The sequence below is a fragment of the Blastococcus sp. SYSU DS1021 genome, assembly GCF_054050995.1.
Window position 1 is genome coordinate 1 of the sequence record NZ_JBJHAL010000009.1, and the last position, 26,050, is coordinate 26,050.

The window sequence follows — 26,050 nt, forward strand, 5'->3', positions numbered from 1 at the left end:
GAGCGCAGCGAGTGGTGGGGAGCAGGTGACGTCCTGGAACGGCCCCCGTGCCGGGTCCCGCCGTGAGCGCAGCGAGTGGTGGGGAGCAGGTGACGTCCTGGAACGGCCCCCGTGCCGGGTCCCGCCGCGAGCGCAGCGAGTGGTGGGGAGCACGGGGGTCCTCCTAGGGTCGGGGCGTGACCGACTGCCTGTTCTGCCGCATGGTCGCCGGCGAGATCCCCGCCGACGTCGTCCACGAGACCGACCGGGTGCTCGCCTTCCGCGACATCAACCCGCAGGCCCCGACCCACGTGCTCGTCATCCCCAAGGAGCACCACGCGACTGTCGGTGCTCTGGTGACGGCCGACCCGGCCCTGCTCGGCGAGGTGGTCGCCGGGGCGCACGCGGTGGCCACCCGGGAGGGCCTGGTGACCGACGGCGGTGCCGCACCCGGCTACCGCCTCGTCACCAACACCGGTCCGCAGGCCGGGCAGAGCGTCCACCACGTCCACCTGCACGTCCTGGGTGGCCGCGACCTCGGCTGGCCGCCCGGCTGAGCAGCCGCCCTCCCGGACGGCCGTCGCTGCGGCCCGCGGGGTGGGCTGAGAGGGTGAGGGCATGGCCGATCCCACCGCACCCCTCCGCGTCGAGCGCGACGGTGACGTCGCCGTCGTCGTCCTGGACAACCCGCCGCTGAACCTGTTCGACGCCGCGACCTTCGACGCGATGGAGACGGTGGCGGGCGAGCTGGTCGCGCTGACCGATCCGTCCCGGGCCGACCGGGCCCGTGCGGTGCTGGTCGAGGCGCGCGGCAAGGTCGTCTCGGGCGGGGTGGACGTCACCTATTTCCGCGACATCGCCGAGGGGCCGGAGCCGGCGGAGCGCGGCGGTGAGCTGTGGGCCCGGCTGTTGCGCGTGGCCAACGCCTTCGAGGACCTGCCGGTGCCCACCGTCTTCGCCGCCCACGGGCTCTGCCTGACCGCGGCCTTCGAGCTGGCGCTCTCCTGCGACATCCTGCTGGCGGCGGAGAAGGCGTCGTTCGGGCTCGTGGAGATCGTCGTCGGGCTCACCCCGTCGATGGGCGGCCCGCAGCGGCTGGCCGAGCGGGCGGGGCCGGCCCGGGCCAAGGAGCTGATCTACACGGGGGAGCGCTACCCGGCCGCCGTCCTGGAGCGCTGGAACGTCGTCAACCGGGTGCTGCCCGACGAGGGCTTCGCCGAGGCGGCGCGGGAGTACGCCCGCCGCGTCGCGGCCGGCCCCACTGTGGCGCACGCGGCGACGAAGCGGCTGGCCACCGTCGCCGTCCGCGAGGGCGCCCGCGCCGCCGACGCCCTGGTGCCGGAGATCTCCGGTCCGCTCTTCGCCACCGAGGACCTCCGCGGCGCCGTCGCCTCGTTCCTCACCGACGGCCCGGGCAAGGCGACCTACCGGGGGCGCTGACCCCTTCGGGCGAGCCGGGGTTCGCGGGTCCGGGCGCGGGTAGAGTCGAACGGTCACCAGTGCGGGTCCCCCGCACTTCGCCGTCGCAGGAAGGCAGGGTCGAGGGTTCTTGCCCGACACCTCCCCGAACGTCCCCGTGCCAGGTGCTCCCACGTCGCGTGAGGCCTCGGCGCAGGCCGCCACGGCGGACGGCACGCTCGTCGCTCCGTCCGCCGCGCCCGCCGGTACGCCGGCAGGCGCCGTCCCCCCGCCCGTGCGGGCCACCATCGCCGTGCCCGACGGCGTGTCCATGGTCTCCCTGCTCGGCTCGGGCGACGAGCTGCTCCGGCTCGTGGAGGCAGAGCTCGCCGCCGACGTGCACGTGCGCGGCAACGAGATCGCCGTCACCGGGCAGCCGGCCGACAACGCCTTCGCCGTCCGGGTCTTCGACGAGCTGATCGCCCTGCTCGGCACGGGCCAGGTGCTCCGGCCCGACTCGGTGCGCCGGGTCATCGGCATGCTCAAGGCCGGCGGCGCCGAGCGCCCCGCCGACGTGCTGAGCCTGGACATCATCAGCCGGCGCGGCCGCACCATCCGGCCGAAGACGCTGAACCAGAAGCGCTACGTCGACGCGATCGACGAGCACACGATCGTCTTCGGCATCGGCCCGGCGGGTACCGGCAAGACCTACCTGGCGATGGCCAAGGCGGTGCAGGCCCTCACGACCAAGCAGGTCAACCGGATCATCCTGACCCGCCCCGCCGTCGAAGCGGGTGAGCGGCTGGGCTACCTGCCCGGCACGCTCTCGGAGAAGATCGACCCCTACCTGCGGCCGCTGTACGACGCGCTGCACGACATGGTCGACCCGGAGTCGATCCCGCGGCTGATGCAGGCGGGCACGATCGAGGTCGCCCCGCTGGCCTACATGCGTGGCCGGACGCTGAACGACGCGTTCGTCATCCTCGACGAGGCGCAGAACACCACCGCCGAGCAGATGAAGATGTTCCTCACCCGGCTCGGCTTCGGTTCCAAGATCGTCGTCACCGGTGACGTCACGCAGGTCGACCTGCCCGGTGGTGCGCAGAGCGGGCTGAAGATCGTCCGCGAGATCCTCGACGGCATCGAGGACGTGCACTTCGCCAACCTGAGCAGCTCCGACGTCGTCCGCCACCGGTTGGTCGGCAACATCGTCGACGCGTACGAGCGCTGGGACGCGACCCGTCAGTCACCCACCAGCCGATCGGCCGCCGGCGCGCCACCGGTCCGCACCTCCCGACCGCGCCGGCAGGGGAGCTGACCGCCGTGCCCGTCGAGGTGTCCAACGAGTCCGAGATCGCCGTGGACGAGGCCGAGCTGGCCGGTGTCTGCCGCTTCGTGCTCGGCGAGATGAAGATCAACCAGATGGCCGAGCTCTCGGTGCTCTGCGTCGACCCCGACTACATGAGCAGCCTGCACGAGCGGTGGATGGGCGAGAAGGGCCCCACCGACGTGCTGGCCTTCCCGATGGACGAGTTCGACGGCGGCCGGCCCGACGACCCCGAGCCGGGGCCCGCGCTGCTCGGCGACATCGTGCTGTGCCCCGCGGTCGCCGTCCGGCAGGCCCGGGCCGCCGGGCACTCGATGGACGACGAGCTGGTGCTGCTGGCCACCCACGGCGTTCTCCACCTGTTGGGCTACGACCACATGGAGCCCGACGAGGAGAAGGAGATGTTCGGCCTCCAGACGAAGCTCATCGACGCCTGGCGGGCGGCCCCCCGTGAGCCGGTGACGGGCGCGCCGACGGGTCAGGAGACCGGTTCCCGATGAGTACCGGCGCGATCACCACCCTGGTGATCGCCATCTGCCTGGTTCCGCTCGCCGGCCTGTTCGGCGCGATGGAGGCGGCTCTCCAGCGGGTCTCCAAGGCCCGCGTCGAGGAGCTGCGCCGGGACGGGGTGAAGCGCGCGGCGGCGCTGGAGGAGATCGTCGCCGAGCGGGCGCGGCACGTCTCGCTGCTCCTGCTGCTGCGGATCGTCTGCGAGATGGTCTCCGCGGTCATCGTGGCGCTGCTCTTCTTCGACCTGTGGGACAGCACGCTGCAGGCGGTCCTGGCCGCCGCAGGGGTCATGACGGTGGTCAGCTACGTGCTCGTCGGCGTCGGGCCGCGCACCCTCGGCCGCCAGCACGCCTACGGGACGGCGCTGGCCTCCGCCGGGGTCGTCCGGCTGCTGGGCCGGGTGCTCGGGCCCGTGGCGAGCCTGCTGATCCTGGTCGGCAACGCGATCACCCCCGGGCGCGGCTTCCGGGACGGCCCGTTCTCCTCGGAGGTCGAGCTGCGCGAGCTGGTCGACATGGCCGAGGAGCGCGGTGTCGTCGAGTCCGGCGAGCGCAACATGATCCACTCGGTGTTCGAGCTGGGCGACACGATCGCCCGCGAGGTCATGGTCCCGCGCACCGACGTCGTCTGGATAGAGCGCACCAAGACGGTGCGCCAGGCGCTGGCGCTGGCGCTGCGCAGCGGCTTCAGCCGGATCCCGGTGATCGGCGAGAACGTCGACGACGTGGTCGGCGTGGTCTACCTCAAGGACCTGGTCCGCCGGTCGCAGAACCTGCCGGACCGCAGCGGGCCCAAGGTCGAGGAGCTCATGCGCCCGCCGACGTTCGTGCCGGAGTCCAAGCCGGTCGACGAGCTGCTGCGGGACATGCAGGCGCAGCGCATCCACATCGCGATCGTGGTCGACGAGTACGGCGGGTTCGCCGGCCTGGTCACCATCGAGGACATCCTGGAGGAGATCGTCGGGGAGATCGCCGACGAGCACGACGCCTTCCAGCGGCCGGAGATCGAGCAGCTGGAGGACGGCTCGGCGCGGGTCACCGCCCGGCTGCCGGTGCAGGACCTCGCCCAGGTGTTCCCCGGGGTGGAGCTGCCTGAGGACGACGACGTGGAGACCGTCGGCGGGCTGCTCGCCCGCGAGCTGGGGCGGGTGCCGATCGAGGGGGCGGCGGCTGAGGTCGGGGGACTGCGGCTGGTCGCCGAGAGCACCGGTGGGCGGCGCAACCGCATCGACACCCTGCTGGTCTGCCGGCTGCCCGAGCCGTCGGAGGACGGCGAGGAGGCCGCCGACGAGCAGCAGCCCTCGGGGGCCACCCGGGCGGAACAGCCGGCGGGCGTGGTGGAAGGCTGAGGAAGGACCCTCCCACCCCCCACTGCTCGCAGGCTCGCACCGGGCGCCTGTGAGAGGGCTGGACCGACCGGTAGGAGACTGATTCGGTGGCTGATCTGCACCCCGAGGACGCGAAGCTCGTCACGCTCGCCCGGTCGGCGCGGGCGCGCGCCGGTGCGACCGAGGGCGCCGCGGTGCGCGACACCGACGGCCGAACCTACGTCGCGGCGAGCGTGGCGCTGCCCTCCCTGACCCTCACCGCGCTCCAGGCCGCCGTCGCGGCCGCCGTCTCCAGCGGGGTCGAGGGGCTGGAGGCCGCCGTCGTCGTCTCCGCGGCCGAGGCCGTGGAGCCGGCCGGGCTGGCCGCCGTCCGCGACCTCGCCGCCGGCGCCCCCGTGCACCTGGCCGGCCCCGACGGCATCCTGCGCAGCTCGGTCTAGCGGGTCAGCGGGATCCCGAGCGCGTCGGCGAACGCCGCCGGGTCGCGCACCCACAGGGTGAGCGCCTGCTCGCCGTCGTCGCCCAGGTACCGGACGGCGATCCGGTTGCGCCCCGGCCACCACCCGCCGCGCTTCTCCGGCCGGGGCCAGTCCGCCGGAGCGGGGCCGACGCGTACCTCCTGCACCAGCGCGGACGGGACGACGGCTTCCGGATCGGTGCGGCTCCCGGCCACGTCGAACGACAGCCCGTGGTCGGAGACGGTCACCCGGCGGGTGTTCAGCAGGTACACCGCCAGGCCGGCGAGGAGCGCCAGCGGCAGCTCCTCGCGGACGGCCGGCCAGCCGCCGACCCAGCCGAACAGGCCGAGCCACAGGACGACGACGAGCACGGCGGCACCGGCCGCGAACGGACCTCCGGGCCGGTACTGCCAGTAGCGCAGCGGCGCGGGGACGACGGTCGCCGAGCGCTTCGGGCCCCAGCCGGCCACGAACCGGTGGCCGCGCACCTGCTCGACGTGCAGCCGCCGGGCGCGGTCCGCCGCCGCCCGGGGTGGGCGCGACCGGTTCCGCTGACGTCCTGGCACGCCCCCGATCATCCCAGCCGGCCGATCGTGCGCGTCCGCGGTGTGCCGGCCGGACGCTGGCAGGTTTCTTGCGCACGCAGTCGTTCCCGCCGCTTCCGCCGCGGGCGGGGAGCGCCGAGGGTCGACGGTGTGGCGACGCTGCTCTTCCTGCTCCTGCTGGTGCTCGTCCTGCGGTCGCTGGGGCGGCCGGCGGGCGGGGACCGCCGGGAGCCGGCGGACTCCTGGTCCGCGGCGGGCCGGCGGCTGGCCGGGGACGTCCTGGCGGGCGTGCGCGTCCTCGGCCGGCTCGACGCCGCCCGCCGTGACCGGATCGGCCGCCCCTGGTCCTGACGGGGCATCCCGGGGATCGCGGCGCCGCGCGTCGGACTCCGCCGCGCGGCGTTGTCGGTCGCCGGTGGGAGACTTGCCCGCGTGACCGACCCTGACCAGCCGTACCGCAGTGGCTTCGTCGCGCTGGTCGGGCGTCCCAACGCCGGCAAGACCACGCTGACCAACGCGATGGTCGGCGAGAAGGTCGGCATCGTCAGCAACCGCCCGCAGACCACCCGGCACGCCATCCGCGGCGTCGTCCACCGGCCCGGCGGCCAGGTCGTGCTGGTCGACACCCCGGGCCTGCACAAGCCCAAGAGCCTGCTCGGCCGCCGGCTCAACGACGTCGTCCGCGACACCCTCTCCGACGTCGACGTGGTCGTCTTCTGCGTCCCGGCCGACCAGCCCGTCGGCACCGGGGACCGGTTCATCGCCCGCCAGCTGCAGGAGGTGAAGGCCCCGATCGTGCTCGTGGTGACGAAGACCGACGCCACGGGCAAGAAGCAGGTCGCCGAGCAGCTCATGGCGGCCAGCCAGCTGGTCGAGGCCGCCGAGGTGGTGCCCGTGAGCGCGGTGAAGGGCGAACAGGTCGAGCTCCTGGAGGACCTGCTGATCGGACTGCTGCCCGAGGGGCCGCCGCTGTACCCGGAGGAGCAGACCACCGACGAGGACACCGAGCGCCAGCTGGCCGAGCTGGTCAGGGAAGCCGCGCTGGAGAAGGTGTTCCAGGAGGTGCCGCACTCCCTGGCGGTGACGATCGAGGAGCTGCACCGCCGCCCCGACCCGAAGTCCCCCGGGCGCGAGCTGGTCGAGGTGCACGCTCTGCTGCACTGCGAGCGGCCCAGCCAGAAGCCCATGCTGCTGGGCAAGGGTGGCTCGATCATCAAGGCGATCGGCACCGAGGCCCGCCAGGGCATGGAGACGCTGCTGGACGCCCGCGTGCACCTGGAGCTGCACGTCACCGTCCTCGGGGAGTGGCAGGACGACCCGAAGAAGCTCAACCGGCTGGGGTACTGAGCATGAGCGCGCACACCCCGAAGGCGCTCTACCGGGACGAGGGCATCGTCCTGCGCACCCAGAAGCTGGGTGAGGCCGACCGGATCGTCACCGTGCTCACCCGCCGGCACGGCAAGGTGCGGGCGGTGGCCAAGGGCGTGCGCCGCACCAAGAGCAAGTTCGGTGCCCGCCTCGAGCCGTTCACCCACGTCGACCTGCAGCTCTACACCGGCCGCAACCTCGACATCGTCAGCCAGGCCGAGTCGATCCGGTCCTACGGCCAGGAGGTCGTGGCCGACTACCCGGCCTATACCGCCGGCACCGCCGTCCTGGAGACGGCCGACCGGCTCACCGCGGAGGAGAAGGAGCCCTCGCTGCGGCTGTTCCTGCTGGTGGTGGGCGCGCTGCGGGCGCTGGGGGAGCGGGCGCACCCCGCGCCGCTGGTGCTCGACGCGTTCCTGCTGCGGGCGATGTCGGTGGCCGGGTGGGAGCCCGCGCTCGCGGAGTGCGCCCGCTGCGGCGAGGCCGGACCGCACCGGCACTTCTCGGTGCCCGCCGGCGGCACCGTCTGCCCGGCCTGCCGGCCCACCGGCTCGGCGATGCCCAGCCCGGTCACCATCGAGCTGCTCGACGCGCTGCTCACCGGCGACTGGACCCGGGCCGAGGCCAGCCAGGGCATCAACCGGCGGGAGGGCAGCGGGCTGGTCGCCGCGCTGCTGCAGTGGCACCTGGAGCGCGGGCTGCGCTCGCTGCCGTTGGTGGACCGGACCGAGTCGGCGCCCCGCCGGGAGATGAGCCTGCTGCATGAGGCGTGAGGTGAAGGCGCCGAATCCGCACCCGTCCGGCGCGCGCCCGCCGCAGCTGCCGAAGGACAAGGTCCCGCGGCACATCGCACTCGTCATGGACGGCAACGGCCGGTGGGCCAAGCAGCGCGGGCTGCCCCGCACCGCCGGGCACGAGGCGGGGGAGTCCTCGCTCTTCGACTGCGTGGAGGGCGCGATCGAGCTGGGGGTGAAGGCGATCAGCGCCTACGCCTTCTCCACCGAGAACTGGCGGCGCAGCCCCGAGGAGGTCCGCTTCCTCATGGGCTTCAACCGCGACGTGATCCGCCGGCGCCGCGACGAGATGCACGAGCTCGGGGTGCGGGTGCGCTGGGCGGGGCGGCGTCCGCGGCTGTGGCGCAGCGTCATCAAGGAGCTCGAGATCGCCGAGGAGCTCACGCAGGACAACGACGTCCTGACCCTGACCATGTGTGTCAACTACGGCGGCCGCGCCGAGATCGCCGACGCCGCCGCGGCGATCGGCCGCGAGGTCGCGGCCGGGCGGCTCAACCCCGACAAGATCGACGAGTCCACCGTCGCCCGGTTCCTCGACGAGCCGGACATGGAGGACGTCGACCTGTTCGTGCGCAGCTCGGGGGAGAACCGCACCAGCAACTTCCTGCTGTGGCAGTCGGCCTACGCCGAGTTCGTCTTCCTCGACACGCTGTGGCCCGACTTCGACCGCCGGCACCTGTGGGCCGCGTGCGAGGAGTTCGCCTCCCGGCAGCGCCGATTCGGTTCCGCCTGACGCCATGCGGCCGTACCGTTTCCGCTCAGCCGGGCAGCCCGCCGGCCGCGGCGCCGAGCGGAAGCGGAGACGATGACCCACCCCTCGACCGGTGACCAGCCCGCCGGCCCACCCGACCCGGCCGGCCGGCCGGGACCCGGTCCGGCCGACGGCTCCGGGGCGACGGCCTGGACGCCGCCGACCGGGGCCTTCCCGGCCGCTCCGGTGCCGGGCGAGAGCGGCGGGTGGCCGCCGCCCTACGGGCACCAGCCCCCGGGCCAGCATCCGCCCCTGGGCCAGCAGCACTGGCACGGCGGGCCACCACCGTCCGGACCACCGCCCTACGGCCCGCCCCCGTACGGCGGTCCCGGCGTGCCGCCGGCCGACCGCCCGCGGAAGCGCACGCTGCTCCCGTGGCTGATCGGTGCCGCGGTGCTGCTGATCGCCGGTCTCGGCTTCCTGCTGGTCGTCCTGCTGAGCGGGGACGACGGCGAACGGCGCAGCGCCGAGCAGTCGGCGGGCGGGACCAGCGGGCCTGCCACGCAGCCGAGCCGGTCCCCGTCGGCGCCCCTCGGCGGAACGGGTCAGCTGCCCGGGGGCGCGCGGGGAGCCGAGCCCGTTCCCGCGCAGGAGGGCCGGTACGCCGGCTCGGGTGACGTCGCCCTCGCCTGGGTGGAGGCGATGGGCCAGGGCGACTTCCGGAACGCGTTCGACCTCTCCTGCGTGGAGGTCCAGCAGGGGGCGGTCGTCGCCGCGGCCGGTGGTGACCCGGCGCAGGTGCTGGGTGACTACTTCTACCGCGTCACCCTCGGCGGCCAGGGCTTCACCAGCGGGACCTCCGACGGGGTCGAGCACCAGGAAGAGTCCGCCACCGACCTGGCCTCGTTCACCCTGGAGCTCGACGACGGCGCACCCTTCCTGCTGCTGGTCCACGTCGGCGCCGACGGGACGGTCTGCGACTTCCGCTGACCGGCGGGGTGCCGACCCGGCGGGACGATGACGGAGGATGCCGGGCGTGGACCGGACGGGGGAGCGCGCATGTTCGCGGTGACACGGCTGCGGGTGGCCGCGGACGAGGCGGGCGCGCTCGCCGACGCGGTGGCCGGGCTGCTGGCGGCGCTCGCGGCCCGGCCCGGCTTCCGCGGCGGCGAGCTGGGCCGGGCCGCCGACGACCCGACCCTCTGGGCGCTGGTGACCCGCTGGGACGGGGTCGGCGCCTACCGGCGGGGACTCTCCGCGGCCGAGGTCAAGGTCGCCGGAGCGCCGGTCTGGGTGCACGCCCTCGACGAGCCGGGCGCCTACCTCACCGACTGACGGGCAGCGCCTACGGTTCGGCCGTGGTCAGCCGCACCCGCACCGCCCGGTACGCCCGTCGGCGCAAGCGCCGCATGGACGCCGTCGAGCACGACCTCACCGATGCCCAGTGGGCTGCGCTGTCGCACGCCTGGGGCGGGTGCGCGTACTGCGGAGCCGCCGGGCCCCTGCAGCGCGACTGCGTGCTCCCGATCTCTCGGGGCGGGCGGTACACGTTCGGCAACGTCGTCCCGGCCTGCGGCCCCTGCAACGCCAGCAAGTGCAACGACGAGGTCACCGGCTGGCTGCGGCGCAAGCGACTGGACGAGCGGGCCTTCCTCGTGCGGCACGCCGAGATCCGGGCCTCGCTCACGCTGCTGTTCTGCCCGGAGACGCCCGGGCGACCGGATGCGGCCACCGACTGAGAGCGCCGCACGACCGGCCAACTACCGTGGGCAGGTCAACCGCCGACCGCCAGCCGGATGGAGCCTCTCCGCGTGAGCACCGCCAAGCACGACGCCGCCCGCCTCGACAAGGTCGTCAACCTCTGCAAGCGACGGGGCTTCGTGTTCCCGTCCGGGGAGATCTACGGCGGCACGCGCTCCGCCTGGGACTACGGCCCGCTGGGCGTCGAGCTCAAGGAGAACATCAAGCGCCAGTGGTGGCGCACCGTCGTGCAGAGCCGCGACGACATCGTCGGCCTGGACTCCTCGGTGATCCTGCCGCGCCAGACGTGGGTCGCCTCCGGCCACGTCGGGGTCTTCACCGACCCGCTGACCGAGTGCCAGAGCTGCCACAAGCGGTTCCGCGCCGACCACCTCGAGGAGGAGTTCGAGGCGAAGAAGGGCCGGCTCCCGGAGAACGGGCTGGCCGACATCGCCTGCCCGAACTGCGGCACCAAGGGCGCGTGGACCGAGCCGCGCGACTTCAACATGATGCTCAAGACCTACCTCGGCCCGGTCGAGGACGAGTCGGGGCTGCACTACCTGCGCCCGGAGACCGCGCAGGGCATCTTCGTGAACTTCGCCAACGTCATGGGCGCCGCGCGCAAGAAGCCCCCGTTCGGCATCGGCCAGATCGGCAAGTCGTTCCGCAACGAGATCACCCCGGGCAACTTCATCTTCCGCACCCGCGAGTTCGAGCAGATGGAGATGGAGTTCTTCGTCGAGCCGGGCACCGACGAGGAGTGGCACCAGTACTGGATCGACGAGCGCACCCGCTGGTACACCGACCTGGGCATCTCCCCGGACAACCTGCGGCACTACGAGCACGCGAAGGAGAAGCTGTCGCACTACTCGAAGCGCACCGTCGACATCGAGTACCGCTTCGGCTTCCAGGGCTCGGAGTGGGGTGAGCTGGAGGGGATCGCGAACCGCACCGACTTCGACCTGTCCACGCACACCCAGCACTCGGGCACCGACCTGTCCTACTTCGACCAGGCCAGCAACACCCGCTGGACGCCGTACGTCATCGAGCCGGCGGCCGGGCTCACCCGCTCGCTCATGGCGTTCCTCGTCGAGGCCTACACCGAGGACGAGGCGCCGAACGCCAAGGGCGGCGTCGACACCCGCACGGTGCTCAAGCTCGACCCGCGCCTGGCGCCGGTGAAGGCCGCCGTCCTGCCGCTGTCGCGCAACGCCGACCTCTCGCCCAAGGCCCGCGACCTGGCCGCTGCGCTGCGGCGGAACTGGAACGTGGACTTCGACGACGCCGGCGCCATCGGCCGTCGGTACCGGCGCCAGGACGAGGTCGGGACGCCGTTCTGCCTCACCGTCGACTTCGACACCCTCGAGGACCAGGCCGTGACCATCCGGGAGCGCGACTCGATGAGCCAGGAGCGCGTCGCGCTGGACCAGGTCGAGTCCTACCTCGCGGCCCGGCTCCCCGGCTGCTGACCGCTCTCCGCGTCCACCGACGCCCGGCTCCGCACGACGGGAGCCGGGCGTCGGTGCGTTCCGGGGGCCGACCGGCCGGCGTCGGCCCTCCACCCGACATTCGGCGGCTCGGAATGGCGGACCACGGGACATCGCCGTCCCGGACGACCCGCCTCCGCGGTCGCTGCGCGCCGTGGCGGACGATGACGTGGATTCCCCGTGGTCCGCCGGTCGTTGCGCCGGCCACCCAGCCATCCGTCCCCGCCCCGGGACAGCGCTCCAGGAGCACGACACAGTGTTCGAGACCAGCCTGATCATCGGCGCCGAGCAGCTGCCCGCCGGCAGCGGCCGGACGTTCGACCGCGCCAACCCCGTGAGCGGCGAGGCCGTGACGCGCTCGCCGGCCGCCGGGGTGGAGGACGCCGTCCGGGCCGTCGACGCCGCGGCATCGGCGTTCCAGAAGTGGGCGGCGACGACGCCGGGCGAGCGCCGGCGGCTGCTGCTGAAGGCTGCCGACCTCCTCGAGGCGAACACCGACCGCTTCGTCGAGCGGATGGCCGCCGAGTGCGGCGCGACCGCGGGCTGGGGGCACTTCAACGTCCACCTCGCCGCGGGCATGCTGCGGGAGGCCGCGGGTCTCACCACGCACGTGGGCGGGCAGGTGATCCCCTCGGACGTCCCCGGCAGCCTGAGCATGGGCATCCGCCAGCCGGCGGGCGTGGTGATCGGCATCGCGCCGTGGAACGCGCCGGTCATCCTGTCGACCCGCGCGGTGGCCTTCCCGCTCGCCGCCGGCAACACCGTCGTCCTCAAGTGCTCGGAGCTCTCGCCGGCCACGCACATGCTGCTTGGGGAGATCCTGGTCGAGGCCGGCCTCGGCGACGGCGTCGTCAACGTCATCACCGTGGCCCCGGAGGACGCCGCCGAGGTGACCGAGGCGATGGTGGCCCACCCGGCGGTCCGCCGGCTCAACTTCACCGGCTCCACCCGGGTCGGCCGCATAATCGGCGAGGTCTGCGCGCGCCACCTCGTGCCGGCGCTGCTCGAGCTGGGGGGCAAGAACCCGCTCCTGGTCCTCGACGACGCCGACATCGACGCCGCCGTCCAGGGGGCGACCTTCGGCGGCTTCGTCAACCAGGGCCACGTCTGCATGTCGACCGACAAGATCATCGTCGACGAGTCGATCGCCGAGGAGTTCGTCGCGAAGCTGGTCGCCCGGGTGGAGTCGCTGCCGATCGGCGACCCGCGCACGGGCGACGTCGTCCTCGGCTCGGTCATCGGCACGAGCACCGTCGAGCACATCCAGCGCCTCGTGGACGACGCCGTCGCCAAGGGCGCGAAGGTGCTGACCAAGGGCGAGCCGCAGGGCACGATCATGCCGGGCGTGGTGCTCGACCACGTCACGCCGGACATGGAGATCTTCCACGAGGAGATCTTCGGCCCGGCCGTCACGATCACCCGGGTCGCGAGCGAGGAGGAGGCGGTCGCCGCGGCCAACGACAGCGCCTACGGGCTGTCGGCCGCCGTCTTCACACGCGACGCCGCACGCGGGTTCCAGGTCGCCCGGCGGATCGAGTCCGGCATCTGCCACATCAACGCGCCCACCGTGCACGACGAGGCGCAGATGCCCTTCGGTGGTGTGAAGGACAGTGGGTACGGGCGGTTCGGTGGGCTCGCCGGCATCGAGGCCTTCACCGAGCTGCGCTGGATCAGCATGCAGGTGGAGCCGCGCGTCTACCCGTTCTGAGCTCGTGTCGTCCCACCGGTGAAGCCGGTCGGCCGTGCGGCGGGTCAACCCGCACGGCCGACCGGTGCGCCGCGCCACGGCGCGGCTTCCGGGGCGCCGGTGCGGCTCAACCCGGTCGGCCGACGCCGTCCGCGACCCGGGCGAGCCATCCGTCGTCCCCAGCGTCGTGACCGCGCGCGCGGCCCGCGGGCCGCGGCACCGCCAGGAACTCCCGCACCTCGGGGCCGGGGACGGCGAGCAGCCGCCGTGCCGACCGGTCCAGTCGTCGACGCCCCCCGTTGAGGTCCTCGTACAAGACTCGGAGGAACCGCACCCCGACCGAGCGGAGCAGATCCTCCCGGCGCTTCTCCTCCCACAGCTCCTGCTCCGCGGTGCGGCCGAACTGCGGTCGGCGGTACTTGATCCGGCCGTCGAACTCCACCGCCACCGCGGCCGCGGGGTACCAGCCGTCGACCACCTTCACCAGCTGACCGTCGACACGCAGCTCCACCTGCGGTACGAACGGCGGCAGCCCGAGCGCGGCGAACGTCAGCCGGCCGCAGGTCTCCAGCCACGACTCGGCCCGGCCGTCGGCGAGGCCCAGCGCGCGGCCGGCACGCGGGATCCCGGGCACGTTCACCTGCCGGTCGATGACGCGGCGCACGTCGTCGTGGGTCGTCAGGCCGCGCAGCAGGGCGGCGTCGACGGCGGCGACGGCGTGGATCTCCGGCCAGGCCCTGGCGACGTCGACCAGCGTGCGTGCCACCGTCGTCACCCGGTAGGCGCCGCGGACGGTGACGTCGTCGTCGGGCAGCGCAGCCCGGGTCATCAGCCAGCCGCGTCCCCGGCGCCAGTGGTGCGGATCGGTCAGGTGCACGGCGACCGGAGCCGGGAACGGGCGGGGCAGCCCCCACACCCAGGCCGCGCTGTCCCGGCTGAGGACGGCGGACGGACGGGCCAGGGCGGTCGTGACGGCCAGCGCCTCCAGGCCCGGTCGACGATCGGTGCGCTCCACCTCGGCGAGGTCCGCGGCGCTGACGAAGACACCGGTGCGCAGTCGCACCCACGCGCCCGTGCGGGTCGCCGTCCGGACTTCGCGCTCGGTCACGCCCCGAGCGGCGAGGTCGGCGGTGGTGAAGATGCCCAGGCGCCGCCGTGCGGGTTCGTCGACGGCGAGCGGGACGTGCAGGTGCGTGGTCACGGGACGACCGTCGGGCAGCCAGCCATTCCCGGGACGCGCCCTGCCCGGTCTGTGGGCCGGCGCCGGCCTGGGGACGGCGTGCGGCTCGAGTCGCGCCGCCGACCGTCGACCCGGGTCGTGGCGCGGCTGGACGGGCGACCAGGCGGCTCGAGCCTGCTGGCGGCTCACCCGGCCGGGCGGCGGAGGTCCGAGTGACGGCGGTCGCCGCCTACTCTGGGTGCCGTGACCGCCACGCTCGAGCCGACGACGACGGCGCCCCTGCCGCCGCTGCGGCTGGGTGCGCTGACCGTCGACCCCGCCGTCGTCCTCGCGCCCATGGCCGGCATCACCAACCCGGCCTTCCGCACGCTGTGCCGTGAGTTCGGGGCCGGCCTCTACGTCTGCGAGATGATCACCACGCGGGCGCTGGTCGAGCGGAACGACAAGACGCTGCGGATGATTCGCGCGACCGCCGACGAGAAGGACGCCTTCTCCGTCCAGCTGTACGGCGTCGACCCGGCGACCGTCGGCCGCGCCGTGGAGATGCTCGTCGACGAGGGCGTCGCCGGCACCCGGCCGGGGCACATCGACCTGAACTTCGGTTGCCCGGTGCCGAAGGTGACCCGCAAGGGCGGCGGCTCGGCGCTGCCGTGGCACCGCGTGCTGCTGCGGGACATCGTCCGGGAGGCCGTGCGCGCCGCGAAGGACGTGCCGGTCACCATCAAGACCCGCATCGGCATCGACGCCGACCACGTCACCTACCTCGACGCCGGCCGCATCGCCCAGGACGAGGGCGCCGCGGCGATCACGCTGCACGGCCGGACCGCCGACCAGCTCTACAGCGGCACCGCCGACTGGGCACCGATCGCGCGGCTCGTAGAGGCCGTCGACATCCCGGTGCTCGGCAACGGCGACATCTGGGAGGCCGACGACGCGCTGCGCATGGTCGCCGAGACCGGCTGCGCCGGCGTCGTGATCGGCCGCGGCTGCCTGGGGCGGCCCTGGCTGTTCGGCGACCTCGCCGCCGCCTTCGCGGGGCAGGCGCGGCGAGCGCTGCCGACGTTCCGCGAGGTCGCGGCGATCATGCACCGGCACGCCACGCTGCTGGCCGAGGAGCACGGCGAGCGCCACGGCTGCAGCGACTTCCGCAAGCACGTCGCCTGGTACCTCAAGGGCTTCTCCGTGGGCGGGGACGTGCGCCGGGCGCTGGCGATGGTCAGCAGCCTCGACGAGCTGGCCGGGCTGCTCTCGGGCATCCCCGACCAGCCGTACCCGACCGCCGTCCTCGGTGCGCCGCGCGGCCGGACGAGCACCCCCCGCCCCGTCGCCCTTCCCGAGGGCTGGCTCGCCGACCGGGACGACCCCCGCCCACCCGTGGGCGCAGAACTGGAGACGAGCGGCGGATGACGCAGGGCCCCTTCCTCTACGACGACGACCCCGCGCCGCTGCACACCGGCACGCCGCGCGCCCGGCAGGGCTGGCTGATCGGCGGCCTGGTGGGCACCGTGGTGGTGGCCGTCGGCATGGTCGGCGTCCTGTACCTGGTCCGGGGCGGGCCCGCCGACCAGGCCACCGAGGTCACCGGGGTGTTCCTGGCGGCGCTCGCGAACGGGGACACCGAGACGGCGTACGGGCTGCTGTGCGAGGACGAGCGCGGTCGGCTGGACGGCACCGGCATGGAGGCCGAGTACTCGCGCCCGGGGGACGCCGAGATCGTCGAGGTCGAGGACGACCCGGGCGAGGGCGCCCGGGTGCAGCAGGTGACCGTCCGCTGGGACGACGGCGGATCGGCACAGCTCGCCGTGGTCAACGAGGACGGCCCGCGCATCTGCGGGATCGACTGACCCCGACCGGCGCCACCGCGGCCAGGGCTCGCGCCGGCTGCTCTTGTACGCCAGGATCGACGGACGTCGGCGGGGTGGACGTTTAGGACGTCTGCTCCGCGCGGCATTGTCTCCTCTGGCGGATCGGCCCCGGAGGGCTGACGGATGCGGAGGTACGGGTGGCTGGCGGGAAGTGGGTCTACGACTTCAGCGAGGGCAGCAGGGACCAGAAGGACCTGCTCGGCGGCAAGGGCGCCAACCTGGCCGAGATGACCAACCTGGGTCTGCCCGTGCCGCCCGGCTTCACCATCACCACGGACGCCTGCCGGTACTACCTGGAGCACGGGAGCACCCCGCCGGAGCTGGACGAGCAGGTCAGCGGGCACCTGGCGGCGCTGGAGAAGTCGATGGGGAAGACCCTCGGCGATCCGGTCGACCCGCTGCTGGTGTCGGTCCGGTCCGGTGCCGCGGCGAGCATGCCGGGGATGATGGAGACGGTCCTGAACGTCGGCCTCAACGACGACTCCGTCCAGGGTCTGGCGGCGCAGTCGGGGAGCGAGCGCTTCGCCTGGGACTCCTACCGCCGGCTGATCCAGATGTTCGGCAAGACCGTGCTGGGCATCGACGGCGCACTCTTCGACGACGCCCTCGACGCGGCCAAGGAGGAGCAGGGCACCGATCTGGACCTGGATCTCGACGCCGAGCACCTGCGCGACGTCGTCGTCCGGTTCAAGGCCATCGTGCGCGAGCACACCGGCCAGGACTTCCCGCAGGACCCGCGGGAGCAGATGGATCTCGCGATCAACGCCGTCTTCGACTCCTGGAACTCCGACCGGGCGATCATCTACCGCCGTCGCGAGCGCATCCCCAGCGACGCCGGCACCGCCGTGAACGTCTGCGCCATGGTGTTCGGCAACCTGGGCATGGACTCCGGCACCGGCGTGGCGTTCACCCGCGACCCGGGCAGCGGCGAGCAGGGCGTGTACGGGGACTACCTGCAGAACGCGCAGGGGGAGGACGTCGTCGCCGGCATCCGCAACACCGTGCCGCTGGCGGACCTGGAGACCATAGACAAGGGCGCCTACGACGAGCTGATGGCAACGATGTCGCGGTTGGAGTCGCACTACCGCGACCTCTGCGACATCGAGTTCACCATCGAGCGCAACAAGCTCTGGATGCTGCAGACCCGTGTCGGCAAGCGGACGGCGGGGGCGGCGTTCCGCATCGCGACCCAGCTGGTCGACGAGGGGCTCATCGACATGGACGAGGCGGTCCGCCGGGTCACCGGTGACCAGCTCGCCCAGCTGATGTTCCCGCGGTTCGTCTCCGGGGGCGACGCCCAGCAGCTGACCCAGGGCATGAACGCCTCGCCCGGTGCGGCCGTCGGCCGGGCCGTGTTCAGCTCGGAGGCAGCGGCGCAGTGGGCCGACCGGGGCGAGAAGGTCGTGCTCGTCCGCCGGGAGACCAATCCCGACGACCTCTCCGGCATGATCGCCGCCGAAGGCGTGCTGACCAGCCGCGGCGGCAAGACCTCGCACGCCGCCGTCGTCGCCCGGGGTATGGGCAAGACCTGCGTCTGCGGCGCCGAGGAGCTGCGGGTCGACACCAGGGCGAAGGAGTTCACCGCCCCCGACGGCACCGTCGTCCGCGAGGGCGACGTCATCTCCATCGACGGCTCCACCGGCAAGGTCTGGCTCGGGGAGGTGCCGGTGGAGCCGTCGGCGGTGGTCCGCTACTTCGAGGGCGAGATCGACCCGGCGTCCGACGACGCGGACGACCTGGTGAGGAGCGTCCACCGGATCCTGAGCCATGCCGACGAGAAGCGGCGGCTCGACGTCCGCACCAACGCCGACACCCCCGAGGACTCCGCTCGTGCCCGGCGGTTCGGCGCCCAGGGGATCGGCCTGTGCCGGACCGAGCACATGTTCCTCGGCAGCGACCGCCGGAAGCTGGTCGAGAAGCTGATCCTGGCCGACGGCGACGAGGAACGGCAGGCCGCCCTGGACGCCCTGGAGCCGCTGCAGAAGCAGGACTTCCTGGAGATCTTCGAGGCGATGGACGGGCTGCCGGTCACCGTTCGGCTGCTGGACCCTCCGCTGCACGAGTTCCTCCCCGACCTCACCGAGCTGTCGGTACGGGTCGCGCTGGCCGAGGAGCGCGGCGAACCCGACGAGGGCAATCTGCGGCTGCTGACCGCGGTCCGCCGCCTGCACGAGTCCAACCCGATGCTGGGCCTGCGGGGCGTGCGGCTCGGTCTGGTGGTGCCCGGGCTGTTCGCCATGCAGGTGCGGGCCATCGCCGAGGCCGCCTGCGAGCGGAAGCAGGCCGGGGGCGATCCGCGGCCGGAGATCATGATCCCGCTGGTGGGCGCGGTGCAGGAGCTGGAGGCCATCCGCGAGGAGTCCGAGCGGGTGCTCGCCGAGGTCTGCGAGGAGTGCGGCATCGACCTGCGGCCGCTGATCGGCACCATGATCGAGGTGCCCCGCGCGGCGCTGACCGCCGCCGAGATCGCCGAGCACGCCGAGTTCTTCTCGTTCGGCACCAACGACCTCACCCAGATGACGTGGGGCTTCTCCCGCGACGACGTCGAGGCCGCGTTCTTCCACCAGTACCTGGACAAGGGGATCTTCGGCATCTCGCCGTTCGAGTCGCTGGACCGGGACGGCGTCGGCCGGCTGGTGCGGATCGGCGCCGAGAGCGGCCGGGCGGCCCGGCCGGACCTCAAGCTCGGCATCTGCGGCGAGCACGGGGGCGACCCCGACTCGGTGCACTTCTTCCACGAGGTCGGCCTGGACTACGTCTCCTGCTCGCCGTTCCGGGTGCCGGTGGCGCGGCTGGAGGCCGGGCGCGCCGCGCTCGGCGGAGGGCGCGCGGGCGCCTGAGAGAGGATCCCGGAGCCCCCGCGCCTCGCGAGCTCGGCCCCGGGCCCCTGCACGGCGGCTGCGGTGCAGGGGCCCGGGCTCGCCGTCAGCCGTCGCAGGCGAGCCCGCGACGCAGCGCCGCCAGGTTGGCCGCCATGAGCTCGGGATAGGTCTCCTCCGCCTGCACCCGCTCGACCGGGTGCAGCACGTCGGTGGCGAGCCCCAGGTCGCCCGCGAGGGTCCGGGCGACGCGGTCCCCGGCGGTGGCCTCGAAGAAGATCGTCCGGGCGCCGGTGCCGGTGACCTCCTCCGCGACCTGCCGCAACCGGCTGGGCGAGGGCTCGACGTGCGGGTCCAGCCCCGCCACCCCGACCTGCCGCAGGCCGTACCGGTCGGCGAGGTAGCCGAACGCCTCGTGCGAGGCGAGCAGGGTGGCCCCGCGACAGGGCGCGAGGGTGTCGGCGTACTCCCGGTCGATCTCCTGGAGCGCGGCCGTCAGCCGTTCGGCGCCTTCTCGGTAGGCGTCGGCGTGACCGGGGTCCGCCTCGGCGAACTCGCCCGCGAGGCGGTGACCGAGGTCGGCGAGGCGGGTGGGGTCGAGCCAGAAGTGCGGATCGGCACCCCGGTCCGCCAGGGCGGCGGCGTCGACGACGTCCTCGGGGCGCTCCTGCTCGAGGACGGCGTCGACCGCCGGCTGCAGGCCGCCCGACTGGTGGACCACGACGTCGGCCTCGCCGAGGACCGCGACGTCCCGGGGCGCCGGTTCCAGCCGGTGGCTGTCCCCGCCGGGTGGGACCAGGTTGGTGACCTCCACGTGCGGTCCGCCTACCTCCTCGCTCACGTACGCGAGGGGGTAGGAGGTGACCACGACGTCCAGCCGTGCGTCGTCGGCGCCGTTCGCCGCGTCCCCGCAGCCGGCCAGGGCGGTGAGCAGGCCGGCCGCGACGAGGCCGGCCGGCAGGGCCGCCGGCCGGATCACTCGCCCTGCTCGTCGTGCTCGTGGTCCTCCTCGTGCGCGCCGTGCGCCTCGACGTCCCCGGAGACGCCGGCGAGCTCGTTGGGCGTGACCTCCAGCTGCGCCGACTTCCACACCTCGCCGCCCTCGACGTCGACGGCGTGGATCTCCCGGGTGGCGGGCTCGGTCACGTAGGCGATGCCGTCGACCACGAAGACCTGCGGGTGCGGGTCCTGCCAGTTCTCCGACTCCTCCCACGGCCCGGTGACCGGGATGGAGTCCGTGACGGTGCCGGACACCGGGTCGATGACCTGCAGCGCGCCGTCGTAGGTCAGGACCAGCCCCTCGCCGTTCGGCCCGCGGCCGAAGGAGCGGTACCAGTACGGCGCCGGCAGGTCGACCAGGCGCAGCTGCGCGGTGGTGGTGTCGATCAGCGCCACGGTGCTGGAGCGGTCCTCCGCGCTGCGCTCGTAGTCACCGAGCACGATCGGCGAGTTCTCGGTGCCGAACTGGTTGCCGATGCGGCCGTACTCGTCCGGGCTCTCGATCTTCACCAGCTCGCCGCCGGCGTACAGGACGGCGCCGTCCTGGCAGCCGATGACGACCGCCTCGTCGGCGGCCACCGTCTCGCCGTGCACGGCGGGGCAGTCGTCCCGGGCGGCGATCTCGTCCCCGTCCGCGTCGAGGATGCGCACCCCGGAGCGCTCCTCCTCCGTGCCGTCGGAGACGAGCATCGTGCCGTCCTCGAGCTCCACCGCGACGCCGTGGTGGGCCGCCGGCGTGGCGAACTCGCGCACCTCGCGGTCCGGGTCGGCGAGGTCGGCGCTGTCGAACGCGGTGACCTCCCCGGTGCCGTCGTCGAACAGCACGGTCCGCCCGGCGTGGGCGACGACGTGCCCGGGCTTCTCGGCGGGGAGGACGACGTCGGTCAGCTCCGGGTCGGCGGCGTAGTAGTGCTCGTGGTCGCCGTGCGGCTCGGCCCAGGCGCCGCCGTCGAGCAGGCGGAAGCCCTGCTGGGTCGACACGAGGAAGTGTCGGCCGTCGCCGGCGGCGTTGAGCCGGTTGAAGCCCTCGAGCGGCTCGTCGGCGAGCACCTCGAGCGTCTCGCCGTGCAGGACCAGGAGGCCGCCGTCGTAGGTCAGGGCCAGGCGCGGCGAGCTGGCGCCCAGCTCCGCCGGTCCGGACGCGGTCGGCGCGCTGCTGGCCGACGCCGGCCCACCGCCGTCGGTCGACGCGCAGCCGGTGGCCAGGGCGAGGGGTACGGCGGCCGCCAGGGCGGCGGCGCGGAGGGAGGGGAGGGGAGGCACGGGTGCTCCTGTCGTTCGGGGATCGGACGACGTGACCGTACCCATAACGAGAATCATTCTCATATAGGGGGGTGTGTGGACGCGCCTCCCCGTGGTGCGGTCGCGGGGCGCCGGCAGCGCGGCGAGCCGCCGGCGCGACGCGAGGCGGCGCGCCGGTGCCCCGTCCCGGGCCGCCGCGCGCCGTCGTCCCCGCGTGGTACCCATGACGGGTGGGTGTGCGGAGTCTGCTGTCGCGGGTGGTCGGGGCCGGGGTCCTGGCCGCCGTGCTGCTGGTGGCCTCCACGGCGCTCGCCATCTGGTGGACGGCGCGGCAGGACGCCCGGCCGCAGTCCGACGCGATCGTGGTGCTGGGCTCGGCCCAGTACAACGGCGTCCCGTCGTCGATCTTCGCGGCCCGGCTGGAGCACGCGCGGGCCCTGTACGAGCAGGGCGTCGCACCGGTGATCGTGACCGTCGGCGGGAAGGCGGCCGGCGACCAGTTCACCGAGGCGGAGGCCGGGCGCGACTACCTCGCGGCGGCCGGGGTGCCCACCGAGTCGCTGCTCGCGGTGCCCGAGGGTGTGGACACCCTGGAGAGCATGCGCGTGGTCGGCGCGGCGTTCGACGAGCGCGGCTGGGAGCGTGCCGTGCTGGTCACCGACCCCTGGCACGCGATGCGCGCCGAGCGGATGGCCGAGGACGCGGGGATCGAGGCGGAGAGCTCACCGACCCGCCAGGGCCCGGCGGTGCAGACCCGCGCCACCCAGTTCCGCTACATCCTGCGGGAGACTGCTGCCTACCTGCTCTACCGCGTGACCGGTGAGAGCATCGCCGGCGCGCCCGGCATCGGCTGAGGGAGGAACGGTGCTCGAACTGGGCAGGGCCGGTACGCAGGGCGCGCCGAAGGGCGTCCTGCCGGTGCTGCGCGACGGCCGGGTCGTGGCGACGCTGCGCCCCGCGACGTGGACGGAGGCCGCCACGGTGGCGGTCGACGGCGACACCTGGGAGTACGCCCGGCGCAAGCGCGAGCTCACCGGTCACCGGTCGGGTGACCCGGAGGGCACCGCCCGGCTGCGTGCCCGGCAGACGTCGAGCTGGAGGGGCACCTGGGCGATCGACCTGGAGGGGGCGACGGTCGAGGTGCGGCCCGCCTCCCGCTGGAAGGGGACCCACCGGTTCCTGCTGCACGGGCGTCAGGTGGCGGAGAGCGGCACCACGCCGGGCTGGACCCCGCGGCCCGCGATCACCCTCGACGGCGCCCTGCCGCTGGACCAGCAGCTGTTCCTGCTGTGGTGGGAGCACGTGATCCGCCGGCGGGTCACGGCAGCGGCGGCGGTCGCCTGATGGCCGGCCGGGGGCGCATTCGCGCCGCGGACATCGCGCTGGTGCGCGACCGCAGCAAGATCGACGAGATCGTCGGCGAGCACCTGCAGCTCAGGCGCGCCGGTGGCGGGAGCCTCAAGGGGCTGTGCCCGTTCCACGACGAGAAGTCGCCGTCGTTCCAGGTGACGCCGAGCCGCGGGCTCTACCACTGCTTCGGTTGCGGGGTCGGTGGCGACGTCATCCGCTTCGTCCAGGAGATCGACCACCTGTCGTTCACCGAGGCCGTCGAGCTGCTGGCCAACCGCGCCAACATCGAGCTGAAGTACGAGGACGACGGCGGCCGCCCCACCGCGGGCCCCGACCGGGCCTCGGTCGGGCAGCGGGCGCGGCTGGTCGCGGCCAACACCGCGGCGGCCGCCTTCTACGCCGAGCAGCTCGGCACGCCGGAGGCCGCGCCCGCCCGGCAGTTCCTCGCCGACCGCGCCTTCGACCGGCAGGCGGCGCTGGACTTCGGCTGCGGCTACGCACCCGGCGGCTGGGACGGGCTCACCCGCCACCTGCGAGCCAAGGGCTTCAGCCAGCAGGAGCTGGTCACGGCCGGGCTGGCGAAGGAGTCCTCCCGGGGCACCCTGATCGACCGCTTCCACCGCCGGCTGGTGTGGCCGATCCGCGACATCACCGGCGACGTCATCGGCTTCGGTGCCCGCAAGCTGATGGACGACGACCCCGGCCCCAAGTACCTCAACACCCCGGAGACACCGCTCTACAAGAAGAGCTCGGTGCTCTACGGCATCGACCGCGCCAAGCGTGACATCGCCAAGCGGCACCAGGCGGTCGTCGTCGAGGGCTACACCGACGTCATGGCCTGCCACCTGGCCGGGGTGACGACGGCGGTGGCCTCGTGCGGTACCGCCTTCGGCGCCGAGCACATCGGGGTGCTGCGGCGGCTGCTGATGGACCAGGACGAGTTCCGCGGCGAGGTGGTCTACACCTTCGACGGCGACGCGGCCGGCCAGGCGGCGGCGATGAAGACCTTCGCCGAGGACCAGCGCTTCGTCGGTCAGACGTTCGTCGCGGTCGAGTCGGAGGGGCGTGACCCGTGCGAGCTGCGGCAGGAGCACGGCGACGCCGCCGTCCGCGACCTGGTTGCCCGCCGCACCCCGCTGATCGCCTTCGTGCTCAAGACCACGCTGGCCGGCTACGACCTGGACACCGTGGAGGGCCGGGTCGCCGCCCTGGAGAAGACCGTGCCGCTGGTGGCCCAGATCAAGGACCACGCGCTGCGCCCCGCCTACGCCCGCGAACTCGCCGGGATGATCGGCAACACCGACGAGGCAGAGGTGCTCGAGCGCGTGCGCCGGGCGACCGGTGACGGGGGAGGAGCGCCCTCCCGGGGCCGCCCCCGCGCGCCCCAGCGCACCCCCGACGACGCCGCGGTCGCCGTGGAGCGGGAGGCGGTGAAGGCCGCGTTGCAGGCGCCCGAGCTCGCCGGCCCCGAGTTCGACGCCATCCCCTCGAACGCCTACACCGACCCCGACTACGCCGCCGTGGTGGCCGCCATCGCCGCGGCCGGGGGTGTGGCTGCCGTGACCGTCACCGGGCCGGCCTGGCTGGACGAGGTCGCCGCGCACTGCGAGCGGGAGAGCGCCCGCGCCCTGCTCACGGCGCTGGCGGTGGAGCCGATGCGCTCGGTGAGCGGCGAGTGCGACGCCGGCTACGTCAACGCGCTCCTCGCGCGGGTGCAGGAGATGGCGACCGTCCGCGAGATCACCGCCCTGAAGGGCCGGCTGCAACGGACGAACCCGGTCGACTCCGGCGACGAGTACATGAAGGCCTTCAAGCAGCTGATGGATCTCGAGCAGCTGGCGATCTCGCTGCGCAAGCGTGCGATGGGCGGCCTGGCATGAGCCTGCTGGCCGAGCTGCGGCGCCGGTTCGCCCGCCCGCCGGAGGAGGTGCGGGCCGCGGTGGCCGACCCCGACGAGCGGGTGCTCGCCTGGGGCGTGCTCGCCCGCGGGGCCGGCTGGCTGGTGGCCACCTCCCGCGGTCTGCGGGTGATCGGCCCGGCGGCCGGGGACACGGTGCTGCCGTGGCACGAGGTGGGTCACGCCCGCTGGGCCGCGACCGCCGACGGCGGCGGTTCCTTCACGGTCACGCCGCTCGCCGAGGTGGAGCCGGGTGTGCAGTCGCGGCTGCCGGTGGTGCGGCACGTGCTCGCGGACGCCGGCGACCTCCCCGCGGTCGTGCGGCGCCGGGTGGACCAGACCATCGTCACCAGCCGCCGCGTACCGCTGCCGGACCGGGGAGGGCTGCTGCTGGTCGCCCGCCGGGTGCCCGGTCAGGCCGTCCGGGAGTGGACCGTGGTGTTCGACGACGACGCCGACCGCGACGACCCGGGTGCCAGGGAGACCGCACGGCAGAAGCTCGCCGAGGTGCTGGCCGCCGAGCTGCCGGACTGAGCCGGCGCGCGGATCAGCGAGGGGCCTCGCTGCCCAGCTGGGCCTTCAGCGTGGAGACGGCGTCGTCGGCCTTCGCCTGGGCCATGCCCGCGAGGCTCTGCAGGCGCGGGTCGTCCTTGGCCTGCTCCCAGGCGCGCCGGAGCTGCTCGTAGCGCTCGCGGCCGGCCCGCGACCCGAGGACGTAGCCAGCCCCGAATCCGGCGAGGAACGACAGCTTGGCCACGGAAACCTCCAGAGTGAACATGCGGTGAACGACGGCCACCGTACCTGTGGTGCACAACGCTTCGCCCCTCGTGAGCCGCGTGCGGGGGGCGTCCGCGCGTGGGGTACTCTCGTCGGGCCAGCGGTTCGCACCGCTGATCCCCCGTAGCTCAATTGGCAGAGCATGCGACTGTTAATCGCAGGGTTATTGGTTCGAGTCCAATCGGGGGAGCAACCCAGGCCTCCGACCAGCGCGCATGCCGGTCGGGGGCCTTCGTCGTTCCCGCACCGCGCCCGACGTGCTCCCGGGAGAGCAGTGGCCGCCTCCGCCTCGTGACCGAGGACGGCAGCAGTCAGGGCCGTCGTACGGCGTAGCGCAGCAGGGCGACACCGTTGCCGAACCGCCGGTTCTCCACCAGTGCCAGGTCGGTCGGGTGGTCGGCTGCCTCGAACAGCCGTCGACCGCGGCCGACGACGAGCGGGTTGATGTAGAGCCGGTACTCGTCGACCAGGTCCAGACGTCGGAAGGTCCCGACCAGGTCCACCCCGCCGAGCGCCGTGTCGCCGCCCGGTTGCTCCTTCAGCGCGCGGAGCTCGTCGGGGTCCACCTCTGCGCGCAGCGAGGCATCGGGTCCCACTTTTCCAGCGTGTT

28 protein-coding genes and 1 tRNA gene are annotated in these 26,050 nt (G+C 73.7%); 23 read left to right on the plus strand and 6 right to left on the minus strand.

What is annotated here, in order from left to right; all coding sequences use genetic code 11:
* Positions 1 to 176 precede the first annotated feature (176 nt).
* The 6 genes from ACI8AP_RS08505 to ACI8AP_RS08530 all read left to right on the plus strand — a co-directional run bounded on the left by ACI8AP_RS08505 (position 177) and on the right by ACI8AP_RS08530 (position 4,981).
* Complete coding sequence (locus tag ACI8AP_RS08505; protein WP_456588904.1) at positions 177 to 536, plus strand: histidine triad nucleotide-binding protein; 360 nt, start codon at positions 177 to 179, stop codon at positions 534 to 536.
* Positions 537 to 597: 61 nt separating this feature from the next.
* The gene (locus ACI8AP_RS08510) at positions 598 to 1,419 is read left to right on the plus strand and encodes an enoyl-CoA hydratase/isomerase family protein (protein ID WP_456588905.1); all 822 of its coding nucleotides are present in this window, start codon (positions 598 to 600) and stop codon (positions 1,417 to 1,419) included.
* 253 nt (positions 1,420 to 1,672) lie between these two features.
* Complete coding sequence (locus ACI8AP_RS08515; protein WP_456588906.1) at positions 1,673 to 2,695, plus strand: PhoH family protein; 1,023 nt, start codon at positions 1,673 to 1,675, stop codon at positions 2,693 to 2,695.
* A 5-nt stretch (positions 2,696 to 2,700) separates the two neighbouring features.
* The gene (gene ybeY / locus ACI8AP_RS08520) at positions 2,701 to 3,204 is read left to right on the plus strand and encodes an rRNA maturation RNase YbeY (protein ID WP_456588907.1); all 504 of its coding nucleotides are present in this window, start codon (positions 2,701 to 2,703) and stop codon (positions 3,202 to 3,204) included.
* Positions 3,201 to 4,562: a hemolysin family protein gene (locus ACI8AP_RS08525; protein ID WP_456588908.1), complete on the plus strand. Its 1,362-nt coding sequence runs from the start codon at positions 3,201 to 3,203 to the stop codon at positions 4,560 to 4,562. Before ybeY ends, ACI8AP_RS08525 begins: the two co-directional genes overlap by 4 nt.
* Positions 4,563 to 4,648: 86 nt before the next feature.
* Complete coding sequence (locus tag ACI8AP_RS08530; RefSeq protein WP_456588909.1) at positions 4,649 to 4,981, plus strand: cytidine deaminase; 333 nt, start codon at positions 4,649 to 4,651, stop codon at positions 4,979 to 4,981.
* On the opposite strand, the gene ACI8AP_RS08535 is transcribed toward ACI8AP_RS08530, so the two are convergent.
* On the minus strand, positions 4,978 to 5,565 hold the full coding sequence (locus ACI8AP_RS08535; RefSeq protein WP_456588910.1) for a hypothetical protein: 588 nt from the start codon (positions 5,563 to 5,565) through the stop codon (positions 4,978 to 4,980). The two genes, ACI8AP_RS08530 and ACI8AP_RS08535, sit on opposite strands and share 4 nt — an antisense overlap.
* Positions 5,566 to 5,694: 129 nt before the next feature.
* On the opposite strand from ACI8AP_RS08535, the gene ACI8AP_RS08540 reads away from it, so the two are divergent.
* The 9 genes from ACI8AP_RS08540 to ACI8AP_RS08580 all read left to right on the plus strand — a co-directional run bounded on the left by ACI8AP_RS08540 (position 5,695) and on the right by ACI8AP_RS08580 (position 13,332).
* Positions 5,695 to 5,895: a hypothetical protein gene (locus ACI8AP_RS08540; protein WP_456588911.1), complete on the plus strand. Its 201-nt coding sequence runs from the start codon at positions 5,695 to 5,697 to the stop codon at positions 5,893 to 5,895.
* A gap of 81 nt (positions 5,896 to 5,976) precedes the next feature.
* Positions 5,977 to 6,891, plus strand: coding sequence for a GTPase Era (gene era, locus ACI8AP_RS08545; RefSeq protein ID WP_456588912.1), 915 nt, complete (start codon positions 5,977 to 5,979; stop codon positions 6,889 to 6,891).
* A 2-nt stretch (positions 6,892 to 6,893) separates the two neighbouring features.
* Positions 6,894 to 7,685 (plus strand): DNA repair protein RecO, encoded by a 792-nt coding sequence (recO, locus tag ACI8AP_RS08550; protein ID WP_456588913.1) that lies wholly within the window; start codon positions 6,894 to 6,896, stop codon positions 7,683 to 7,685.
* Positions 7,675 to 8,439, plus strand: coding sequence for an isoprenyl transferase (locus tag ACI8AP_RS08555; RefSeq protein ID WP_456588914.1), 765 nt, complete (start codon positions 7,675 to 7,677; stop codon positions 8,437 to 8,439). The genes recO and ACI8AP_RS08555 overlap by 11 nt, the downstream gene beginning before the upstream one ends.
* 72 nt (positions 8,440 to 8,511) lie before the next feature.
* The gene (locus ACI8AP_RS08560) at positions 8,512 to 9,387 is read left to right on the plus strand and encodes a hypothetical protein (protein WP_456588915.1); all 876 of its coding nucleotides are present in this window, start codon (positions 8,512 to 8,514) and stop codon (positions 9,385 to 9,387) included.
* Between the two features lie 69 nt (positions 9,388 to 9,456).
* The gene (locus ACI8AP_RS08565; RefSeq protein WP_456588916.1) at positions 9,457 to 9,732 is read left to right on the plus strand and encodes an antibiotic biosynthesis monooxygenase; all 276 of its coding nucleotides are present in this window, start codon (positions 9,457 to 9,459) and stop codon (positions 9,730 to 9,732) included.
* A gap of 23 nt (positions 9,733 to 9,755) precedes the next feature.
* Complete coding sequence (locus ACI8AP_RS08570) at positions 9,756 to 10,136, plus strand: HNH endonuclease (protein ID WP_456588917.1); 381 nt, start codon at positions 9,756 to 9,758, stop codon at positions 10,134 to 10,136.
* A 72-nt stretch (positions 10,137 to 10,208) separates the two neighbouring features.
* Positions 10,209 to 11,606 (plus strand): glycine--tRNA ligase, encoded by a 1,398-nt coding sequence (locus ACI8AP_RS08575; protein WP_456588918.1) that lies wholly within the window; start codon positions 10,209 to 10,211, stop codon positions 11,604 to 11,606.
* A gap of 274 nt (positions 11,607 to 11,880) precedes the next feature.
* The gene (locus ACI8AP_RS08580) at positions 11,881 to 13,332 is read left to right on the plus strand and encodes an aldehyde dehydrogenase (protein ID WP_456588919.1); all 1,452 of its coding nucleotides are present in this window, start codon (positions 11,881 to 11,883) and stop codon (positions 13,330 to 13,332) included.
* A gap of 106 nt (positions 13,333 to 13,438) precedes the next feature.
* Here ACI8AP_RS08580 and ACI8AP_RS08585 read toward each other — a convergent pair whose 3' ends face one another.
* Positions 13,439 to 14,512 carry a type IV toxin-antitoxin system AbiEi family antitoxin domain-containing protein gene (locus tag ACI8AP_RS08585; RefSeq protein WP_456588920.1) on the minus strand — a complete coding sequence of 358 codons (1,074 nt, stop codon included), beginning with the start codon at positions 14,510 to 14,512 and terminating at the stop codon, positions 13,439 to 13,441.
* 222 nt (positions 14,513 to 14,734) lie between these two features.
* On the opposite strand from ACI8AP_RS08585, the gene dusB reads away from it, so the two are divergent.
* The 3 genes from dusB (at position 14,735) to ppdK (ending at position 19,196) form a co-directional block, all read left to right on the plus strand.
* The gene (gene dusB, locus ACI8AP_RS08590) at positions 14,735 to 15,898 is read left to right on the plus strand and encodes a tRNA dihydrouridine synthase DusB (protein WP_456588921.1); all 1,164 of its coding nucleotides are present in this window, start codon (positions 14,735 to 14,737) and stop codon (positions 15,896 to 15,898) included.
* Entirely contained in the window at positions 15,895 to 16,335 is a 441-nt protein-coding gene (locus ACI8AP_RS08595) for an Rv0361 family membrane protein (RefSeq protein ID WP_456588922.1), read from the plus strand. Before dusB ends, ACI8AP_RS08595 begins: the two co-directional genes overlap by 4 nt.
* A gap of 158 nt (positions 16,336 to 16,493) precedes the next feature.
* Positions 16,494 to 19,196 (plus strand): pyruvate, phosphate dikinase, encoded by a 2,703-nt coding sequence (gene ppdK, locus ACI8AP_RS08600; RefSeq protein ID WP_456588923.1) that lies wholly within the window; start codon positions 16,494 to 16,496, stop codon positions 19,194 to 19,196.
* Positions 19,197 to 19,281: 85 nt separating this feature from the next.
* On the opposite strand, the gene ACI8AP_RS08605 is transcribed toward ppdK, so the two are convergent.
* The gene (locus ACI8AP_RS08605; protein ID WP_456588924.1) at positions 19,282 to 20,154 is read right to left on the minus strand and encodes a metal ABC transporter substrate-binding protein; all 873 of its coding nucleotides are present in this window, start codon (positions 20,152 to 20,154) and stop codon (positions 19,282 to 19,284) included.
* Positions 20,151 to 21,437: a zinc metallochaperone AztD gene (gene aztD, locus ACI8AP_RS08610; protein ID WP_456588925.1), complete on the minus strand. Its 1,287-nt coding sequence runs from the start codon at positions 21,435 to 21,437 to the stop codon at positions 20,151 to 20,153. Before aztD ends, ACI8AP_RS08605 begins: the two co-directional genes overlap by 4 nt.
* Positions 21,438 to 21,646: 209 nt before the next feature.
* Between aztD and ACI8AP_RS08615 the strand changes: the two genes are divergently transcribed.
* The 4 genes from ACI8AP_RS08615 to ACI8AP_RS08630 are packed head-to-tail and all read left to right on the plus strand — an operon-like array spanning position 21,647 to position 25,197.
* On the plus strand, positions 21,647 to 22,270 hold the full coding sequence (locus ACI8AP_RS08615) for a YdcF family protein (protein WP_456588926.1): 624 nt from the start codon (positions 21,647 to 21,649) through the stop codon (positions 22,268 to 22,270).
* 10 nt (positions 22,271 to 22,280) lie between these two features.
* The gene (locus ACI8AP_RS08620; RefSeq protein WP_456588927.1) at positions 22,281 to 22,760 is read left to right on the plus strand and encodes a hypothetical protein; all 480 of its coding nucleotides are present in this window, start codon (positions 22,281 to 22,283) and stop codon (positions 22,758 to 22,760) included.
* Positions 22,760 to 24,646 (plus strand): DNA primase, encoded by a 1,887-nt coding sequence (gene dnaG / locus ACI8AP_RS08625; protein ID WP_456588928.1) that lies wholly within the window; start codon positions 22,760 to 22,762, stop codon positions 24,644 to 24,646. Before ACI8AP_RS08620 ends, dnaG begins: the two co-directional genes overlap by 1 nt.
* A complete protein-coding gene (locus tag ACI8AP_RS08630) occupies positions 24,643 to 25,197 on the plus strand; it encodes a hypothetical protein (RefSeq protein WP_456588929.1) in 555 nt (184 codons plus the stop codon). The genes dnaG and ACI8AP_RS08630 overlap by 4 nt, the downstream gene beginning before the upstream one ends.
* 13 nt (positions 25,198 to 25,210) lie before the next feature.
* Here ACI8AP_RS08630 and ACI8AP_RS08635 read toward each other — a convergent pair whose 3' ends face one another.
* Positions 25,211 to 25,420, minus strand: a complete 210-nt coding sequence (locus ACI8AP_RS08635; protein WP_456588930.1) for a hypothetical protein — start codon at positions 25,418 to 25,420, stop codon at positions 25,211 to 25,213.
* Positions 25,421 to 25,557: 137 nt separating this feature from the next.
* Between ACI8AP_RS08635 and ACI8AP_RS08640 the strand changes: the two genes are divergently transcribed.
* A tRNA-Asn gene (locus ACI8AP_RS08640) sits at positions 25,558 to 25,630 on the plus strand.
* A 121-nt stretch (positions 25,631 to 25,751) separates the two neighbouring features.
* On the opposite strand, the gene ACI8AP_RS08645 is transcribed toward ACI8AP_RS08640, so the two are convergent.
* Entirely contained in the window at positions 25,752 to 26,036 is a 285-nt protein-coding gene (locus ACI8AP_RS08645; RefSeq protein WP_456588931.1) for a dihydrofolate reductase family protein, read from the minus strand.
* Positions 26,037 to 26,050 lie beyond the last annotated feature (14 nt).

What these genes read in the sequence shown, in the direction of transcription:
- ACI8AP_RS08525 (WP_456588908.1), top strand. Translation starts at nt 3,201, where the DNA reads ATGAGTACCGGCGCGATCACCACCCTGGTGATCGCCATCTGCCTGGTT.
- ACI8AP_RS08560 (WP_456588915.1), top strand. Translation starts at nt 8,512, where the DNA reads ATGACCCACCCCTCGACCGGTGACCAGCCCGCCGGCCCACCCGACCCG.
- ACI8AP_RS08510 (WP_456588905.1), top strand. Translation starts at nt 598, where the DNA reads ATGGCCGATCCCACCGCACCCCTCCGCGTCGAGCGCGACGGTGACGTC.
- ACI8AP_RS08555 (WP_456588914.1), top strand. Translation starts at nt 7,675, where the DNA reads ATGAGGCGTGAGGTGAAGGCGCCGAATCCGCACCCGTCCGGCGCGCGC.
- ACI8AP_RS08630 (WP_456588929.1), top strand. Translation starts at nt 24,643, where the DNA reads ATGAGCCTGCTGGCCGAGCTGCGGCGCCGGTTCGCCCGCCCGCCGGAG.
- ACI8AP_RS08595 (WP_456588922.1), top strand. Translation starts at nt 15,895, where the DNA reads ATGACGCAGGGCCCCTTCCTCTACGACGACGACCCCGCGCCGCTGCAC.
- dnaG (WP_456588928.1), top strand. Translation starts at nt 22,760, where the DNA reads ATGGCCGGCCGGGGGCGCATTCGCGCCGCGGACATCGCGCTGGTGCGC.
- ACI8AP_RS08565 (WP_456588916.1), top strand. Translation starts at nt 9,457, where the DNA reads ATGTTCGCGGTGACACGGCTGCGGGTGGCCGCGGACGAGGCGGGCGCG.
- recO (WP_456588913.1), top strand. Translation starts at nt 6,894, where the DNA reads ATGAGCGCGCACACCCCGAAGGCGCTCTACCGGGACGAGGGCATCGTC.